Here is a 16,150-nt window from a genome sequence, read left to right on the forward strand (position 1 = left end):
ATATCCCTCGTTTCTTCACACCTCTATAAGTATTCATCTTGGCAATTCCTCCGCATACCGCTTTCGTAAACCGCTAAGCTGCTCCAGGCGTTGTAAATTTGCATCTTTATTTTTCATACCGATAGTGATAATCAAATTTTCAATCAGAAATGTTGGGGCGACCATCGAGTGGAACTCCCACATTTCCCCACGACTCGCAAACAATACGATGTCCCCATAATTTGCAAAATTAGAGACAAGTTGATCGGTAATAATAATTGTTTGGAATCCAATTTGTTTAGCGTGCTCTAAAATGACCTTTGCTTCAGGGAGAATACGGACAAATGCGAAGAGAACGACGACATCATCCTTTGTTAAATGCAATAGATCCTCAAGAATTTCACTTCCACCTTTTTCAAAAGATTGAAGGCTTAAGCCAAATCGAGATAATCGATAGGTCATTAATGCTCCAAGCCCCTCAGATGGACCGGGACTATGGATGTAAATTTGCTTTGCAGTTGTTAACATTTCTACGGCAACATTAAATGAGTGGTCGGAGAAATGCTCGATTGTTTTTTGCAGATGATTGATTGATACATATAAATTATGATGCTCAATCTCTTGTCCAGCAACACTATTCATGATGTTCTCCATTTTACCTGCGGGTGAGACATCGAGCTGTCTTCTCATTGTTGCTTTAAAATCTTTAAAATTTTTATATCCTACTGTACGCCAAAAACGAGAGACGGTCGCTATACTTATTTTTAATGCATCGGAAATTTCCTGCTCAGTTGATAATAAAACATGGTTGAAATTCTTCTGAATATAATCTGCTAATTTATATTGGTTCGGCGACATTGCTTTTGTATCCCACTTTAAATCTATCAAGCTCAATTCCTCCCATTGGCTAGTATTTCCTCTCTTTAATAAATCAAGGTTGAGAAAGTATTCTGGTATTAGCGCCTGCAAGTTAGATACTACCACAGGTAAAAGATGTGAAAAAGGGAAATGTAAGTTTTTTTACATAAAGTAAATATACGAAAAATAATTAACATTACTTTTACACGAAATCCATACTCCTTTAATATAAGCCAATTAAAATGAAGTCAATATGACAAGGGAGGGCTATCCATGAGCCATTTTAAAGAGAGGTATGTATTAACAAGTTCGCAGAAGATGATGGTATTTATATTATCGATGTCACTTTACGGGCTATCAAATATGATTACAGAATTAGTTCCATCCGCATATTTGGGGCCAATTGAATTTTCCATCGAGTATTTTGCATTTATTCCATTAACATTATGTATGCTATTCCATCCGCTTTATGCAGCAGTTGGCGCCGCATTAGGGGAAGTAATCTTTGGAGAAATAATGTTAGGGCAATTTGGTGGCTTTGGTGAGCTTGAGAAGTTTATTGCCTTCTCACTTGCAATGTACATAGCGGGATCACTTGTGAAAGACCCAAGAAACAAAAAACAAGTCGGTATTGCTGCAATTACTGGTGTGATTATTCACCAGTTCATTAGCATGATGGTCGATATTGGTAAGGTATGGATTGGTGTTGAAGAGTTAGAAGCAGTTCCAGGACTTGCAGAAAGTATTGTCGTTATTGAAGGCTTTGCATTTTTAAATGATGTACTATTCTCTGGTATTTTATTTGCACTATTACCAACGTTGTATTTAGTTCCACGTCTATACGGGAAAATCGAACCATTACTCGGTATGAAGCCTAGGGATAATAGGATGAAATTCTCTACAGGTGAAATCGTGACGCCAAGATTAGTTGTCGGCGGAATTATGTTAGCGTTACTTGCATTCTTCTTTGAGTTCCTATCAGAAACAGATTTTAATGTAGAGTGGGAAGCCGATTTCGGTGATAATTTCATGTGGGTGAGTATTGGTGTTTCGGCAGTGATTGCAGTCTTAACGATTATTTTAATGGTAACAAGAAAAGGTAATAAAATTCCAGAAAACGTGGATGAGAGGAAAGTTCAATGACATCCGCCGAGCAAATAAAAATAGAAAATGTAACATTTAAATATCCGGGTGGAGAAGAACCCGTTTTAAATGATGTTTCTCTGACAATTAACAAAGGTGAATTCGTTGCCATCATTGGTGGGAATGGTAGTGGGAAATCTACGCTTTGCAAATTAATCAACGGACTTATCCCACACTATTATGTTGGTGACTTTACTGGCAGTGCTACCGTGAAAGAACTTAATACTGAGGAAACAAAAGTGGCAGATCTGTCCCAACATGTCGGTTATGTGTATCAAGACTTTGATAATCAGCTTGTCCGGGCAAGAGTGTTAGAGGATGCTAGCTTTGCTCCCCTTAACTTTGGATATGCCGATTATAAAGACCGGGGCAAGCGGGCGTTAGAGCTTGCTGGTTTAACTGGTCATGATGATGAATTTATTTGGCAGCTTAGCGGAGGGCAAAAGCATTTGCTTGCCCTCGCTGGCGCTATTTCCCTTGATCCAGATATATTAATTATGGATGAACCAATCGCCCAGCTCGATCCCTTCCATGCGAAAGAGATTTACAACGTATTAAAAATGTTAAATGAAGAGTATGGAAAAACAATTATTGTTATTGAACATCATACAGAATTCATCGCAGATTACTGTAAACAAGTAGTCTTGATGGATAAAGGGAATGTATTATGGAAAAAACCAACAGCAGATGCGCTACGGCTTGTTGATCAGTTAATGGAAAGACAAATATTTCCTCCACAAGTAACCCAGGCCGCTTATAAACTCGATGCCTTCTCAAATAAAAGCATCCCGATAACGCTGCAAGAAGCACTCGAAATATTTCCGAATCAGAAGTATGTAGAAGAAGTCGCTGTGCATGGACCAACGAATAATCTGGAAAGAGCTTGTCTACGGCCAGTAGTCGAGATGGAGCAAGTAAGCTTTGCCTATAAAACAATTACAAGATCGAAAAAAACAGTGCTCAATGGCATCGATTTAAATATTAATCAGGGTGATCGAATAGCACTCGTGGGTAATAATGGCGCTGGAAAATCATCGTTAATGCGGTTAATAACAGGACTTGTAAAGCCTGAAAGAGGAAATGTTACGGTGAAAGGAAAGAATACCCGAGATTATTCACCAGAAAAATTGGCCGATTTTGTTACGTATATTTACCAAAACCCAGAAGAAATGTTCATTGAAGACTCTGTACGCAAGGATGTTGAGTTTTTCCTGAAGGCTAGAAAGATACCGGAATATGGAAAAAAAGTCGATCGAATTCTGGAGCAATTTGAACTGACAAGTTTGCAGGAACGTGATAGCAGACTGATGAGTGGTGGGCAACAGCGACGCGCTTCATTAGCGATTGGTGTGGCGATGAATCCTTCGATTATCTTACTGGACGAACCGACAGCAAATTTAGATATTGCAACGAGAAAGCATATTACAAGATTAATCGGTACCCTTGAAGATAATGTAGAGGCAGTATTAGTAGCAACCCATGATATGCAGCTTGTAGCAGAATGGGCAAATCGAATCATTGTGCTAAAGGATGGTAATGTACTTCATGATGGAACGAGGGAATCTGTCTTTAATGACCGAGAGCTATTGAACTCGGCGGGACTGAATCCACCACAAATTATGGAATTGAGTCGAGAACTATACATGTCACCAGTTTCATATACAGTCGATGATTTTGTTGCTACCGTAAATAAGCAATTCGGAGAGGAGAATAGTGATGGAATACAGACAAAAATTATTTGATAAACTCTCTGTCGAACAGGTGAAAATCGAACTGCTGAATACTGCCTATGGAAATGATCAAACATTTTTGGCAAAGCTTGATCCGAGAACGCTATTTATTTGGTATTTATTCTTCGGATTTGCTCCATGGTTTATTCATAATCAAGCAATCTTAATCGGGATGTTCGCATTTGTCGCCGTGATGATGTTAATCGCAAAATCGAGTCCATTAATTATTTTTATCCTTTGTTTGGGATTATTAGGACAGGGTGGCTATTTACTGCTCGCGGCTTGGTTTTTCGGAGGGGATTTCAGTACCATCATGCCGCTTGTAATTCTAACGATGAAGCTCTCAATCATTTCGCTTGCAAGTATTTCGGTGTTCACCTCAATGGATCCAGAAAAGCTAAGTGACGGTTTGCTAAAAATTGGCGTACCTGGTCAAGTGTCCTTTAGTATTTCCTATGCATACAGAATGCTGCCAAGTTTAATTGAGGAATATCATCATGTGTTTCTCTCATTTCGCTTGCGAGGAAAGGCACCTGAAAAGCATGGCATCCTTTACTGGCGTTCGATTGCCTATTTTGTCAAAATAGCAATGCTTTCTTTTTATCCATTGATGCTCAGTACATCAAAAAGGGCGAGAACGACAGTTGAGGCATTAGAAACAAAAGGTAGCTTCTATGCTTTCAATAATCCCAAGGTGAAGGCGATTAAGCTTGCACATCTTGCCTTCCGTTCGCGTGATTATTGGTTTCTCGCATTTTCGTTAGTCTATGTTATTAGTTTATTTGTTTTTGGAATTCTTTATTTTAAGTAAGACACATATTATGAAAATTAAACTTTTTACTTTGGAGGGGCAACAATGAAGATAGATTTTCACACACATGTAAAAATTTCCAAACAATCAACCTTTATGCCAGAATATTTTAAAGAAATGATGAAGGAAGCAAAAGCGAGTGGATTGGATGCGCTAGCAATGACAGAGCATTTTAATACACTTCGTTTTAATGATATTTATGAGTATCTTGCAAAAAATTATCCATACGAAAATGGCTATTATTTTGTCGAGGGGTTAAAACTTTTTCCTGGTATCGAAGTTGATGTTAAGGAAACAGGTCATATTTTGTTAATTGGTGGCCGTGAAGCAATTCTTAATATCCGGGCGGCATTAGATAATCATACAGATAAATCCAATTTTATTCCTTTTAAAGATTTGCTTGATTTAGCTGAAAAGGAAGATGTCCTGAAAATAGGAGCACATGCATTCCGGGAAAGCACGCCGTTACATCAGCATGATCCCGAACAGCTTATGAGATTAGATGCACTGGACTTAAACGGCAAGGATCTATATGCATATGGAACAGACACATACTATCAAAAGTTGAAAAGCTTCGCAGACGAACATGGACTGCCAATCGTTGCAGGAAGTGATACCCATCAATTTTTACAATATAGCAGTGTGTACAATGATTTTATGGTGGATTGTCAAACGGCAGCAGAATTAAAATCATGTATTATTAATGGGGATTACAAGCTAGAAGTATCGCCAACCCTTGAAATCAAAGTGAAGTCAGCGACGCTTGTGAAGAAATTAATGAAGCAGCTGTTAAATAAGAGTGGTAGACTTGAGGTTAATTTGTAGAGGCGGATATGATGGTATATAATTTCTATTTCGATTTAAATGTAACAGCGAGAGCAAAGTTGTTTTGATATTGGCGGACTCGGCGTAGCTTAGGGATGTCTTGGATACGAGCACGAGAAAGAATTAAGCAGTGCCAGTAGAGCCAAAACAAATCTCCAACTAAACTAATACACTTCTACAAATCAAATAAAACCCTTGCAAAAGACCATTTATCTTTTGCAAGGGTTTTATAAATTTATTATTCTACTTTTAAAGCATTTACTTGTTTTCCCGGATGGTGCTCAGGTAAATAATCCCCTTTACCATAGAGATTATCGCGAAGTGTTGTTCCTTCGTATTCTCTCGGAACGAGGCCTCTTGCTTGTAAAACAGGCACGACGTATTCCACAAAGTCCTCGAAGGTTCCTGGTGTAATAGCATAAGCAATGTTAAAGCCGTCCACTCCAGCTTCGTCTACCCATCTTTCCATTTCATCGGCAATTTGTTCTGGTGTACCAGCAACAGCTGTCCCCATACCGCCAACGCCGATTGCATTGATAACATCCTCAACGGTTGAAGGGCGGTCTGCATGAATTTTCGTAAAGTTTTCAAGGGCAGAACGGATGGCGTCATTTTCAATATATTGAATTTCTTGATCCTTTGCATAACCAGATAAATCAACACCGGTCCAGCCGCCAAACAAGGCTAATGCTCCTTCCGCACTAATATATCCTCGATATTCTTCCAGTTTCGCTTTTGCTTCTTCCTCTGTTTCCCCAACAATTGGGATTAACATATTAAGGATTTTTACTTCATCTTCGTCTCTTCCAGTGGACGCAACCTCGGTCCTTAGTTTCTTTACGGTTTCTTTTGCTACTGCAATATTTGGTGCACTGATGAAAACTAATTCTGCGTTGTTCGCTGCAAATGCACGTCCTTTTGTTGATGCACCTGCTTGATACAAGACTGGTGTACGTTGTGGAGATGGTTCGCTTAAATGTGCGCCAGGAACTTTAAAGTATTTACCTTCATGATTAATATTGTGAACCTTGCTTGGGTCCGTGTAGACTCCATTTGCTTTATCAACCTTTACAGCGTCATCTTCCCAACTCGCTTCCCACAGTTTATAGCATACTTCTAAATATTCCGCAGCAATATCGTAACGCTCATCATGTTTAATTTGATCATCAAGCCCCATATTAATAGCCGCGCTTTTGAGATAAGAGGTAACAATGTTCCAGCCGACACGCCCTTTTGTTAAATGGTCTAAAGTACTCATCTTGCGAGCGAAAGTGTAGGGATGCTCATGTGTAACAGACGCTGTTACCCCAAACCCTAAGTGTTTCGTAACCGCCGACATCAATGGAACGATTAAAAATGGATCATTAACAGGCGATTGCACACCATTTCGTACTGCCGCATCTCTTGAATTATTGTACACATCGTATGTTCCTAACACGTCAGCAATGAAGACAGCGTCAAATCTTCCTTTTTCCAATGTCTTCGCAAGGTGTATCCAATACTCGCTATCTTTATAGCGATGTGACTCATCATCGGGATGCTGCCAAAGACCAGGAGATTGATGGCCAGGTGTGTTCATATCAAAGGCATTTAAATAAATTCGTTTTTTTGTCATTGGGTTTATTCCTCCTATGAAATAACTTTATTAATAGCTTACGGAAAAGGTTAATGCTGGATTATTTACTAATTGAATGAAATAATCGAGTTGTTTTTTTGTTCGTTGTAAAATGTCATCATTGAGAATTGGACTTGGATTATGCTTATCAATCTGATCATCAAGTAAATAAACCCCTTTTAAATTATGAGCCTTTAGAGTGGAAAGTAGTGGTTTCAGGGAATATTCCAGTGCTAACAAATGAGATGGGCTGCCACCAGTCATTAACGGGAGCACAGGTTTATGCTTGAGAAGATCCTGTGGTAAAACATCAATAAATGCTTTCAATACTCCTGAGTAAGCTCCTTTATATACTGGGGAACCAACAATTACTCCTTTAGCATCCAGTATTGTTGTCGCGATTTGTTTAACAGCAGGACTATTGAAGTTTCCCGTGAATAAGTCTTGGTAGGGTACATCTTTAACCGAAAAATGAGTTACAGTGAAATCGGTTTCTTCAAGCAATGTACCAAGATATTTTAGCACCTGCTCTGATCTTGAAAGTTCCGATGGACTACCCGAAATAATAACAATGTCACTCATAATAAATTCTCCTCTCAAATCATCATTCTATTTTTTTTGGAATCGTTGGTTTATAAAAAAATAAAAATCCCCTTTTCTTTAAATGAGAAAAGAGGATTGGTTTTATCATCTGTCAGCTCTTATCTCTCAAGAAAGAATCTCGCTGGAATTAGCACCTTTCTGAATAAATTCAGAGGTTGCTGAAGCTTCACTGGGCCAGACCCCTCGGCTTCTCTTGATAAGAATATGTGATTGTTCGTTATATTCTAATATATTAATTCCGATAAGTCAACTGTGTATAATATAAATTAATTGTTTGACATTTCCCAAACTTTGTATTATTATTCATATCAACAATTCAATATTTTCTATTTAATCTTATCATGAGAGGTGGAGGGAAATGGCCCATTGATACCTCGGCAACAGGTTCTAATAAACTTAGTAGCTAAGAAAGTCTAAAAACTTTTCTTTCTACAGTTTTCTAAGAATACTGTGCCAATTCCATCAAGCGTCCAGCTTGGAAGATAAGGAGAGGGAATAGGTTTACACTCTTTCTGAATCCTTAGAAAGAGTTTTTTTATTACTTATTATTATTAGAACAGGGGATGTCTATAATGAAATACGGATTTTGGTTACCTATTTTTGGTGGATGGCTTAGAAATGTAGAAGATGAGAAGATGCCACCAACCTTTGATTATGCTAAGAAAGTAATTCAATCTGCTGAAGATTGGGGTTATGATACAACGTTAATTGCGGAATTATATTTAAATGATATCAAAGGAACAGAAGCGGATTCAATTGAAGCTTGGTCAACGGCAGCGGCACTTGCAGCAGTTACGGAAAAAATAGAAATTATGACAGCAGTACGCCCGGTATTCCATAACCCTGCTGTGACGGCAAAGATGGCTGCGAATATTGATCACATTAGTAATGGTCGGTTTACACTAAATATTGTGTCTGGCTGGTGGGCTGAAGAGGCGAAGCAATATGGTGGGGACTTTACAGAACATGATGAACGGTACGAAAGAACGGAAGAGTTTTTGGAAATATTAAAAGGATTATGGACTGAAGATACGTTCTCATATGATGGTAAGTTTTATCAAATTGAGAATACTAAACTGGCACCGAAGCCAGTACAGAGACCAAATCCGATTTTATATGCTGGTGGTGAAAGTGAAAAAGGAAAGCAAGTTATTTCTTCCCTTTGTGATGCATATGTCCTTCATGGGCATACCGTTGAAGAAGCAGAAGTGAAGATTGCTGATATGAAGGAACGTAGAAAGGCTGCGGGGCGTGAAGCCTTGCAATCGATTGGGATGGCAGCATACGTCGTTTGTCGTGATACAGAGGAAGAAGCTTTAGAAGAGGTAAAACGAATTACTACAGTTGGTGACCTAAGTGGATATGCTGGGTTTAAAGATTTTACTTCGATGTCAGAGCTAGAGCAACAGGTTAAATTACAGGATTATTCCGTATCAAATCGAGGACTCCGACCAAACCTTGTTGGAACGCCAGAACAAATTGCGAAACAAATCATAGAATTTGAGAAAGTAGGAGTCGACTTACTCTTATTACAATGTTCGCCGCAGCTAGAGGAATTAGAACGCTTCTCTAAACAAGTAATGCCAAAAGTTGAGCAACTAAGAGCATCATTTACGAATATATAAGTAGGGCATCAATCGTATAGTAAACAATATTTAGATAAAGTGAGCACTAGATAAAACTGAGATTTTTAGATCTGAATGTTAGTTCTATTCATAGTGTTCCCATTCTTAAAGTTAAATCAAATACGAATATTAATGGGTTTGGTATTCTTTTATTTTGGAACTCACAATCCCCAGCGTAGTGTATTTCTGGAGCGACAGGCCCGAGAACCTTTAGCATATTACAAGGAGCGAAATGATAAATGAGCAAAATACATGTAATTCATGAGAATAACGAGTGGACGGAACATTTAATTAAGAGATTAGAAGAGTTAGAACTCCCATATGAAGATTGGTTGCTTGATGGTGGAACTGTTGATCTAAATAGTGCACCACCAGAAGGAATTTTTTACAGTAGAATGAGTGCCTCCTCACATACACGTGGCAATCGTTTTTCACCAGAACTAACGAATGCAGTACTTGCATGGCTTGAGCATCATGGCAGAACGGTTATTAATGGATCACGTGCACTGCAATTGGAAGTGAGTAAAGTACTGCAATATTTAGAGCTTGAGAAATATGGGATAAAAACACCAAGAACGATCGCAGCAGTTGGTAAAGAGAATATATTAAAAGCAGCAGAATCTTTCGATGGTAGGAAATTTATTACGAAGCATAATCGTGCCGGAAAGGGACTCGGGGTACAGCTTTTCACATCGGTTGACGCATTGCGCACGTATGTAGAAGGTGCAAGCTTTGAAGAGCCTGTTGATGGCGTAACATTGCTTCAAGATTATATTGAATCGCCAGAATCATATATTACGCGCTGTGAGTTTGTTGGTGGGAAATTTGTTTATGCCGTTCGTGTCGATACCTCAGAAGGGTTTGAACTATGCCCTGCAGACGCTTGTTCAATTGATGATTTATTCTGCCCGGTCGGTGAAGAAAGCTCAAAACCAGCGAAGTTTCAAATTCGCGAAGGCTTCAATCATCCTATACTAGAAAAATATGAACGTGTCCTTGCTGCAAATGATATAAAAATTGCCGGTATCGAATTTATCGAGGATAAAGCCGGGAATATTTACACTTATGATATCAATACAAACACAAATTATAATAGTGATGCAGAATCAGCAAGTGGTAAATTCGGTATGTTAGAAGTAGCGAAATTTTTAGGGAAAGAGCTAGAAAAAGTAACATTGTCTGTTGGAATATAAGATTTCTAAATAACTTATTAAAGTAACCCCTCTCAAAATGAGGAGGGGTTAACCGCTATATAAATTAAACCAAGTTAATCCATCGATTATATACGTAATAAACGATGGTTAAATTATCGGATTTCATGGGGGAAAGTAAATATGACAAACGATCAGTATAGCGAAGGTTTTAATTTTAATACAATTGCCCAACATGGTGGGCAGGAAGTAGATGAGGTAACCCGTTCTCGTGCAGTGCCAATTTATCAAACGACATCATATGGATTCAATAGTACAGAGCATGCTGCATCACTATTCCAGATGCAGGAGGAAGGGTATATTTATTCTAGAAATGCGAATCCAACAAATAATGTATTTGAAAAACGAATGGCTCAGTTAGAAGGAGGCGTCGATGCGTTTGCTGTATCCTCTGGGCAATCAGCCATTACAATTGCATTACTAACCCTTGCAAAAGTAGGGGATGAAATTATTGCAACAAATGCATTATACGGGGGAACGTACACATTATTAGCTGACACATTTAAACGATTTGGTGTCACCGTTCGATTTGTCGATGGTAGGAATCTTGCCGAGGTTGCAAATGCGATTACTGATAAGACAAAAGCAATCTATACGGAAACAATTGGAAATCCTGGTTTGCAAATTGCTGACATTAAAGCACTTAGCAAGATTGCTCATGAGCATGATTTGCCGCTCGTCGTTGATTCTACATTCACTACCCCATATCTTCAGAAGCCGATTTCATTTGGTGCTGATATCGTCGTTCATTCCACAACGAAATTCATAGGCGGGCATGGTACATCGATCGGTGGAATTATTGTCGAGGCAGGAAATTTTGCATGGGATAATGGGAGATTTCCAGAGTTTACCGATCCAGTTGCTGCATTAAATAATCAATCCTATGTTGAATTATCTGCTGCGAGTGCATTTATTGCGAAAGCGAGATTTGACCTTGGGCAGAACCTTGGTACAGCCTTATCTCCTTTTAATGGTTGGCTATTCATTCAAGGACTAGAATCGTTGGCATTACGAATGAAGCAGCATGTGGAAAATGCTGAAGAAATTGCAAGCTTTCTAGCGGAGCATGAACAGGTCACATGGGTAAATTACCCAACATTAAAGGGCGACTCACAGTATGAACTAGCAAAAACCTATTTACCAAAAGGAGCAGGATCAATCTTTACATTTGGTATTAAAGGTGGACTGGAAGCTGCGAAGAAATTCATTGCTTCTGTGAAATTATTCTCCCATGTAGCAAATGTTGGCGATTCAAAATCACTTGTCATTCATCCAGCTAGTACAACACATGCTCGGCTTTCGGAAGAAGAACAACTTCTTACTGGTGTAACCCCAGAACAAATCAGACTATCCATAGGTCTGGAAGATATTGATGATATTAAAGCAGATATTCATCAAGCACTAATTGCTAGTAAGCAGGAGAGTATGTTTAGAAACGAACAGTAAATAAATCGGGAGTGAAAGTATGAAGCTTAAGAGGCCGTTTAAGCAAAGAGGTTTGGCAATCGGGTTTTTTTTAATCATATTACTATTTATTGCTGGTTGTTCTTCAAGTACAAGTACAGAGGGAGCACCAGAGAAAATTCGAATGGATTATGCATACTATTCTCCGACTAGCCTAGTATTAAAGGAAAAAGGCTGGCTTGAAGAGGAATTTGAAGCAGAAGGAATTGAAATTGAATGGGTGCTAAGTCAGGGCAGTAACAAGGCACTCGAATTTTTAAACAGTAATAGTGTTGACTTCGGTTCATCTGCTGGGGCAGCAGCATTGATATCGAAGGCGAACGGAGCACCAATTAATAATGTTTATATTTATTCAAAGCCTGAATGGACTGCACTTGTAACGATGCCTGAATCTGGAATCAGTTCTGTGAAGGATTTAGCAGGTAAAAAAGTTGCTGCAACAATAGGCACAGATCCATACATCTTTCTGCTCCGTGCTCTGAATGAAGAAGGGATACCAGTAGAAGATGTAGAAATCATCAACATGCAGCACGGAGACGGGGCAAATGCATTGACGAAAGGATCTGTCGATGCATGGGCAGGGCTTGATCCGAATATGGCACGCGTGGAGTTAGAGTCAGATGCATCGCTATTTTATCGTAATGTTGATTTTAATACGTATGGATTCCTTAATGTAAGAGAAGATTTCGCAAAGAGCCATCCGGAATATGTTAATCGTGTAATTGCAGGGTATGAAAAAGCAAGGGAATGGACGTTAGAAAATCCTAAAGAAGCAGCTGAAATTCTAGCAGAAGAAGCAAGTATTTCAATTGAAGTTGCTCAACTAACATTGGAACGAAATGATTTTTCCGAAGCGATTCCAGCGGATGTGCATCATGATGCATTAATTGAAGCTGGGAAGGTTTTACAAGCTGGGGAAGTAATCGATGCAAATGTTGATATTGAAGAGATCACGAGTGATTTAATTAATCCGTCATTTGCGGAAGAAACAATTGGGGATTGATAAATATAGTTTGCGTAAGGGGAGAAATGGTATGGAAAAGATGGAAGCTGAAGTCTCGACCGTGCTAACAAAGGAACATGCTTCGAAAAGAAAAGATCAACAAATAAAACGAAGCAAAAATGTGGAGCATATCGTCTTAGGAAGCATCATTCCAATAATTCTCCTAATTGTTTGGGAGATACTTAGCAGGCTAGAGGTGTTCCCTGCATACATGCTTCCTGCCCCATCTGTCGTGTTAGGAACGATCGTTGGTCTTGGGCAGGATGGTTCGTTATGGGGACATATTGGAATTACAACTTACCGCGTACTAGCAGGGTTTGTCCTCGGGACAGCAGTAGCAGTAGTTCTTGGCTCGTTTGTTGGTTTCTATCAAAAGGCAGAACAGTTATTTGATCCGATGATTCAAGCTTTTCGTTCCATACCCTCCCTTGCATGGGTACCTTTATTTATACTTTGGATGGGAATTGGTGAGCCATCGAAAATTACGATGATTGCTGTTGGGGTCTTTTTCCCGGTTTATTTAAACATAATTAGTGGAATTATTGGTGTTGATCGGAAACTAATAGAAGTTGGAAAAATTAATAAGCTTAACTCCTTCCAACTCGTATCGAGAATTATTTTACCTGCATCTCTCCCTTCATTTCTCACTGGCTTACGAAGCGGTCTTGGCTTAGGGTGGATGTTCGTTGTTGCTGCAGAATTGATGGGGGCGAGTCAAGGTCTTGGCTACTTATTAGTACTTGGGCAAAATACGTTATCACCCGAAACAATCTTAGCAAGCATTATCTTATTCGCACTTATTGGAAAATTAACGGATTGGATCCTGAAAATAATAGAAGCACGAGCATTGCACTGGCAGGATCGACTCGTTAAATCGTGAAGGAGGGTTGCTATTTGAGTCTAGAATTAAGAAATGTAGGTCGGACATTTGCTGGAAAACAAGCAGTAAGGGATGTTTCCTTTTCCGCTAAGCAAGGGAAAATTATTGGACTATTAGGTACGAGCGGCTGTGGAAAAAGCACGTTGCTTAGAGCGATTTCAGGATTAGATTCCGAGTATGACGGAGAAATAGCTGTAAATGGTGCGATCACAAGAGACATTCAAGACGAAATTGGCTTCATCTTCCAAGAACCTCGATTATTTCCTTGGTTAACGGTACTTGATAACGTCACTTTTGGACTAAAGGGAACCAAAAACGAGAAAGAAAAATTAGGAAAAATGTACTTGAAAAATGTTGGCTTAGCTGATAGTGCGAAGCTTTATCCAAAACAGCTATCTGGGGGGATGGCACAACGAGTAGCTATTGCTCGTGCGCTAGTAACGTCACCAGAAATATTATTGCTCGATGAACCATTCAGTGCCTTAGATGCCTTCACAAAAATGCAGCTTCAGGATTTACTGCTTGATATATGGGAAACCTATCAATCAACAATTGTCATCGTAACGCATGATATTGACGAGGCAACTTATCTTTGTGATCGAATTATTATTTTACGTGGTCAACCAGGTGAAATTGATAAGGAAATAGGCATCAACGAACAGCGGCCGCGAGCAAGGGGAAGTAAACTTTTGGCGGAATTAAAAACAGAAATATTGGAAAGTCTAGATTTGAATCGTGCAGAAGAAAGCGTTAATTAAAGAAAATAAGACCGCTGGAGATAATAACTTCAGTGGTCTTTTGCCTGCAAATAAGTATAGTTTAGAGCTTCTGCCCATAATATTTCTCTAATGAGAACCCTCGTCCCATAATTTCAGATGCATTAACAAAAATAACGAATGATGTTGGTACTTCTTTTTGAAGCAATTTCTTTAAATGCACTGCTTCCGGTTGTTCTGCAACACATAAGAGCATTGTCTTATCCATGTTTGAATAGCCGCCAACAGATCGTACCTTCGTTAATCCACGATCAATTTCATTGTGAATAAGATTTTGTACTTTTTCCTCTTCATCGGTAATAATAACAATTAGCTTCGTCGCAGAAGTTCGTAATTGGACAAAATCAATTGCTTTTCCTGAAATGTAAATTGCTAAAAGTGCAAAGAGGGTTAGCTCTAAATTAAAGACGATAATAGATAAGGCAACAACAATTCCATCGACAATAAATTGTGAATACCCACTAGAAATACCAGTGAATTTCTTAACAATCTGTGCAATCGCAGCTGTTCCCCCTGTTGAGCCATTTCCTCGATAAACGATTCCGAGTCCTGCTCCAAGAATAATTCCACCATAAAGTGCACCAAGCAGTGGGTTAGTAATGGTTAAGGGAATATCCTCACTTAGAAAGATAATAAATGGTACCCAAAATGTCCCAACTAGTGTCTTCCAGCTAAATTCCTTTCCAAGTGTTAACCAACCAATAATAAATATCGGAATATTGATTACTAATTGGGTAATTGCGGGGCTGAAACTATACCATTCATATAATATGGTCGATACCCCGGAAATCCCACCTGCAGCAAGCTTTGATGGTAAAAAAAATATATTATAGGCTAATCCTACTAATGTTGCACCGATAATAATATAGAAAAATTCGGTAATACTTTTATTTCTTTTTATCACATTCATGTTCCATTTCCCTCCAGATGATTATACCGTCTTTTACTGTACCATTCTGGAGTAAGGGAGTAAATAAGGATTTAGACAAGCAAAGAGATTTTCTTGTAAATAAAGTTTGAAATAATAAATAACACGGATGTGGTGACATCCGTGTTCATCAAGTGTTTGGAGAGAAGAGGGAGATTGTTACATCACTTTAGACTATTAATCTTTCTCGATCTCTTTCCAGTATTTTCGTTGCAACTTTTTCAGTGAATTCCTTGCCAACAACTGGAACGAAGGTGTTCAATATTGGGTTTACCATCTGTCCGAGCATACCTTTTGCGGAGATATTTAGATACCCGCTCATTTCTACAGATAAATCTGCTAACGTTTTAGCTTTAAAATAACCAGTTCCGATAGCTGATTCGTTTAGTCGTGTTAATCGAAACGCAATATGGGTTGGTTTATGCCATTTTATGATATCTACTTTTAGATTTACCGTTTTCTTGATCATGCCAATATCACCATGCAATTTCCAAATTGATTGCTCTTGATTGATGATTTCATGTTCCAGATATCCGGGAACAAGTGGTGCCCAATTATTAATATCACTTATAAAATCCCAGATTCTTTCAATCGGCATTTCAAGTCTAACCTGATGCGAGCCATGTGCCATTCCATCTTCCTCCTATGTAATGTTGGTAAGTTTAAAAAAGACATACAAAGGTAATATATGTTTTAGGA

The 16,150-nt window shown here is 38.7% G+C and carries 15 protein-coding genes and 2 riboswitches; of the genes, 10 read left to right on the forward strand and 5 right to left on the reverse strand.

Translation table 11 applies throughout. The features are described from left to right. Nucleotides 1-33 precede the first annotated feature (33 nt). Nucleotides 34-867 (reverse strand): MurR/RpiR family transcriptional regulator, encoded by an 834-nt coding sequence (locus CWR45_RS17435; protein WP_245975454.1) that lies wholly within the window; start codon nt 865-867, stop codon nt 34-36. Nucleotides 868-1,110: 243 nt separating this feature from the next. Here CWR45_RS17435 and CWR45_RS17440 point away from each other — a divergent pair, with 243 nt between their 5' ends. The 4 genes from CWR45_RS17440 to CWR45_RS17455 are packed head-to-tail and all read left to right on the forward strand — an operon-like array spanning nt 1,111 to nt 5,346. After that, nucleotides 1,111-1,980: a DUF8171 family membrane protein gene (locus CWR45_RS17440; RefSeq protein WP_115751112.1), complete on the forward strand. Its 870-nt coding sequence runs from the start codon at nt 1,111-1,113 to the stop codon at nt 1,978-1,980. Further along, nucleotides 1,977-3,722: an ABC transporter ATP-binding protein gene (locus CWR45_RS17445; protein ID WP_115751113.1), complete on the forward strand. Its 1,746-nt coding sequence runs from the start codon at nt 1,977-1,979 to the stop codon at nt 3,720-3,722. Before CWR45_RS17440 ends, CWR45_RS17445 begins: the two co-directional genes overlap by 4 nt. Next, nucleotides 3,697-4,521 carry an energy-coupling factor transporter transmembrane component T family protein gene (locus CWR45_RS17450; RefSeq protein ID WP_115751114.1) on the forward strand — a complete coding sequence of 275 codons (825 nt, stop codon included), beginning with the start codon at nt 3,697-3,699 and terminating at the stop codon, nt 4,519-4,521. Before CWR45_RS17445 ends, CWR45_RS17450 begins: the two co-directional genes overlap by 26 nt. A gap of 45 nt (nt 4,522-4,566) precedes the next feature. Further along, nucleotides 4,567-5,346: a PHP domain-containing protein gene (locus CWR45_RS17455; protein ID WP_115751115.1), complete on the forward strand. Its 780-nt coding sequence runs from the start codon at nt 4,567-4,569 to the stop codon at nt 5,344-5,346. 238 nt (nt 5,347-5,584) lie between these two features. Here CWR45_RS17455 and CWR45_RS17460 read toward each other — a convergent pair whose 3' ends face one another. Both CWR45_RS17460 and ssuE read right to left on the reverse strand, forming a co-directional pair. Then, the gene (locus CWR45_RS17460) at nt 5,585-6,961 is read right to left on the reverse strand and encodes an LLM class flavin-dependent oxidoreductase (RefSeq protein ID WP_115751116.1); all 1,377 of its coding nucleotides are present in this window, start codon (nt 6,959-6,961) and stop codon (nt 5,585-5,587) included. Nucleotides 6,962-6,991: 30 nt separating this feature from the next. After that, nucleotides 6,992-7,543 carry an NADPH-dependent FMN reductase gene (gene ssuE, locus CWR45_RS17465; RefSeq protein WP_115751117.1) on the reverse strand — a complete coding sequence of 184 codons (552 nt, stop codon included), beginning with the start codon at nt 7,541-7,543 and terminating at the stop codon, nt 6,992-6,994. Nucleotides 7,544-7,659: 116 nt separating this feature from the next. Further along, a riboswitch (SAM riboswitch) is annotated at nt 7,660-7,767 on the reverse strand. Between the two features lie 130 nt (nt 7,768-7,897). Next, nucleotides 7,898-8,053, forward strand: a riboswitch (SAM riboswitch). 83 nt (nt 8,054-8,136) lie between these two features. Here ssuE and CWR45_RS17470 point away from each other — a divergent pair. From CWR45_RS17470 to CWR45_RS17495, 6 genes are all read left to right on the forward strand, one after another. Beyond that, nucleotides 8,137-9,189: an LLM class flavin-dependent oxidoreductase gene (locus CWR45_RS17470; RefSeq protein WP_115751118.1), complete on the forward strand. Its 1,053-nt coding sequence runs from the start codon at nt 8,137-8,139 to the stop codon at nt 9,187-9,189. Between the two features lie 239 nt (nt 9,190-9,428). Then, nucleotides 9,429-10,382: an ATP-grasp domain-containing protein gene (locus CWR45_RS17475; protein ID WP_115751119.1), complete on the forward strand. Its 954-nt coding sequence runs from the start codon at nt 9,429-9,431 to the stop codon at nt 10,380-10,382. A 141-nt stretch (nt 10,383-10,523) separates the two neighbouring features. Next, entirely contained in the window at nt 10,524-11,846 is a 1,323-nt protein-coding gene (locus CWR45_RS17480) for an O-acetylhomoserine aminocarboxypropyltransferase/cysteine synthase family protein (RefSeq protein ID WP_115751120.1), read from the forward strand. A 19-nt stretch (nt 11,847-11,865) separates the two neighbouring features. Continuing rightward, the gene (locus CWR45_RS17485) at nt 11,866-12,867 is read left to right on the forward strand and encodes an aliphatic sulfonate ABC transporter substrate-binding protein (protein WP_115751121.1); all 1,002 of its coding nucleotides are present in this window, start codon (nt 11,866-11,868) and stop codon (nt 12,865-12,867) included. A 31-nt stretch (nt 12,868-12,898) separates the two neighbouring features. Then, on the forward strand, nt 12,899-13,747 hold the full coding sequence (locus tag CWR45_RS17490; protein WP_115751122.1) for an ABC transporter permease: 849 nt from the start codon (nt 12,899-12,901) through the stop codon (nt 13,745-13,747). Nucleotides 13,748-13,761: 14 nt separating this feature from the next. Next, nucleotides 13,762-14,505, forward strand: a complete 744-nt coding sequence (locus tag CWR45_RS17495; protein WP_115751123.1) for an ABC transporter ATP-binding protein — start codon at nt 13,762-13,764, stop codon at nt 14,503-14,505. A gap of 61 nt (nt 14,506-14,566) precedes the next feature. Here CWR45_RS17495 and CWR45_RS17500 read toward each other — a convergent pair whose 3' ends face one another. Then, nucleotides 14,567-15,433 carry a YitT family protein gene (locus CWR45_RS17500; RefSeq protein WP_115751124.1) on the reverse strand — a complete coding sequence of 289 codons (867 nt, stop codon included), beginning with the start codon at nt 15,431-15,433 and terminating at the stop codon, nt 14,567-14,569. A gap of 187 nt (nt 15,434-15,620) precedes the next feature. Further along, a complete protein-coding gene (locus CWR45_RS17505; protein ID WP_115751125.1) occupies nt 15,621-16,082 on the reverse strand; it encodes an SRPBCC family protein in 462 nt (153 codons plus the stop codon). Nucleotides 16,083-16,150: the final 68 nt, after the last annotated feature.

Source organism: Oceanobacillus chungangensis (genome assembly GCF_003369565.1).
GTDB classification, from domain to species: Bacteria; Bacillota; Bacilli; order Bacillales; family Amphibacillaceae; genus Oceanobacillus; species Oceanobacillus chungangensis.

Coding starts and splice junctions, on each gene's coding strand:
- CWR45_RS17440 (WP_115751112.1), top strand. CDS start 1,111: ATGAGCCATTTTAAAGAGAGGTATGTATTAACAAGTTCGCAGAAGATG.
- CWR45_RS17445 (WP_115751113.1), top strand. CDS start 1,977: ATGACATCCGCCGAGCAAATAAAAATAGAAAATGTAACATTTAAATAT.
- CWR45_RS17450 (WP_115751114.1), top strand. CDS start 3,697: ATGGAATACAGACAAAAATTATTTGATAAACTCTCTGTCGAACAGGTG.
- CWR45_RS17455 (WP_115751115.1), top strand. CDS start 4,567: ATGAAGATAGATTTTCACACACATGTAAAAATTTCCAAACAATCAACC.
- CWR45_RS17460 (WP_115751116.1), bottom strand. CDS start 6,961: ATGACAAAAAAACGAATTTATTTAAATGCCTTTGATATGAACACACCT.
- ssuE (WP_115751117.1), bottom strand. CDS start 7,543: ATGAGTGACATTGTTATTATTTCGGGTAGTCCATCGGAACTTTCAAGA.
- CWR45_RS17470 (WP_115751118.1), top strand. CDS start 8,137: ATGAAATACGGATTTTGGTTACCTATTTTTGGTGGATGGCTTAGAAAT.
- CWR45_RS17475 (WP_115751119.1), top strand. CDS start 9,429: ATGAGCAAAATACATGTAATTCATGAGAATAACGAGTGGACGGAACAT.
- CWR45_RS17480 (WP_115751120.1), top strand. CDS start 10,524: ATGACAAACGATCAGTATAGCGAAGGTTTTAATTTTAATACAATTGCC.
- CWR45_RS17485 (WP_115751121.1), top strand. CDS start 11,866: ATGAAGCTTAAGAGGCCGTTTAAGCAAAGAGGTTTGGCAATCGGGTTT.
- CWR45_RS17490 (WP_115751122.1), top strand. CDS start 12,899: ATGGAAAAGATGGAAGCTGAAGTCTCGACCGTGCTAACAAAGGAACAT.
- CWR45_RS17500 (WP_115751124.1), bottom strand. CDS start 15,433: ATGAATGTGATAAAAAGAAATAAAAGTATTACCGAATTTTTCTATATT.
- CWR45_RS17505 (WP_115751125.1), bottom strand. CDS start 16,082: ATGGCACATGGCTCGCATCAGGTTAGACTTGAAATGCCGATTGAAAGA.